This is a genomic window from Arthrobacter sp. H14 (assembly GCF_000520495.1).
Classification (GTDB): domain Bacteria; phylum Actinomycetota; class Actinomycetes; order Actinomycetales; family Micrococcaceae; genus Arthrobacter_C.
Map to the genome: position 1 here is coordinate 25,201 of NZ_KI914653.1, position 1,180 is coordinate 26,380.

Here is a 1,180-nt window from a genome sequence, read left to right on the forward strand (position 1 = left end):
GGGTGCCGGGGCCGGGGCGGGTGCCGGGGCCGGAGCCGGAGCCGGAGCGGGCGCAGGAACAGGCGCGCCACCCGGTGCAGGAGCAGGAACGGGCGCGACATCCGGTACCGAAGGCGCCGGGTGCTCCGACCTATTGTCGGAATCGTCGTGTGAGTCCCGGGAAGAATCGTCTTCCTGTCCTGCCGCGATTTTTGCCTCAAGATCGGCCCGCACCACAGTGATGGTGGCCTCGATGTCGTCGCTGCGTTCGGCGTCGAGCAAACCGTTCGCCGCGGCGAATTCAACCAGGTCGTCCAAACTCACGAGGGCCTTCAGTGCTTTGCCATACTCGCCATCGGCGGCGTGCTCGGTAACCGTCAGGACCTTGCTTTGCAGCTCCTGTGCGGTTTTCGCGTTGTAATCCTCCGGCACCGAACATCCGGTGAGCAGCCCGAGACCCAGCAGCGCTGCGGCTGCGCCGGACAGTAGTTTATTTGTCATTGTCATGGCGGTGCATTAGGGAGTTTTCTGGCGTGGGTCCGTTTGCGAGAGTTCAGCGGCCAATTGGTAATAGTGCTGCAGTGTTTCGGGGCCGGGATCATGGTCGACAATCCGGGAGTAGGCCTCGTCGCTGAGCACGGCCGGACCAGTAGTGAGGGCGGCGTTGCTCTCGCTGATGCCTTGTTCGTCGGCGTTGGAAACAGAGACAGCGGCGGAATACTTACCCGGTCGCCGTCGAAATGCGGCGCGGACTAATGAGGCAATCCCGGAAAGAGGCCGGGAGGCTTGGCTGGTCCGGACTGGAACTGGCGACCGTAGGTTGGTTTCCAAGAGATTTTCTCCATGCTGAAAGCGTGCTTCGGCCCCTGCTCAACCGCTGTCCACATTACGCAGGTCGACACCCCAAAACAAGCACCGCCGTCGTTATGAAGGATTGCGACCAGAACCGCCCGGAGAACCCAGTCTCCTACTGCGCGAGGCCGTACCGGTGTTCAGGTCGGCCGGTGTTGCCGTACCGGAGCTGGATGTCGACGGTGCCGTCGTCGACCAGCGCTGACAAGTACCGCTGGGCGGTGGCCCGGGAGACGCCGACCTGCTTGGCGACGGCCATAGTGGAATACTGCTCGCCCGGCTGCAGCGCTTCCAAAACGGCGGTTTCGGTGGCGGACCGGGCACGGCTCGGGCCGGCCGACACGGAGGG

General features: G+C 63.9%; 3 protein-coding genes. All 3 read right to left on the minus strand.

Annotation, left to right across the window (positions count from 1 at the left end; translation table 11 throughout):
- A partial coding sequence (locus Y707_RS31455; protein ID WP_162150211.1) for a hypothetical protein occupies positions 1 to 486 on the minus strand: 486 nt, incomplete at its 3' end.
- Between the two features lie 9 nt (positions 487 to 495).
- Entirely contained in the window at positions 496 to 810 is a 315-nt protein-coding gene (locus Y707_RS0111360; RefSeq protein WP_026535179.1) for a hypothetical protein, read from the minus strand.
- Positions 811 to 946: 136 nt separating this feature from the next.
- Positions 947 to 1,180: helix-turn-helix domain-containing protein (locus tag Y707_RS29790; RefSeq protein ID WP_035781356.1), on the minus strand; the 234-nt coding region annotated here is incomplete at its 5' end.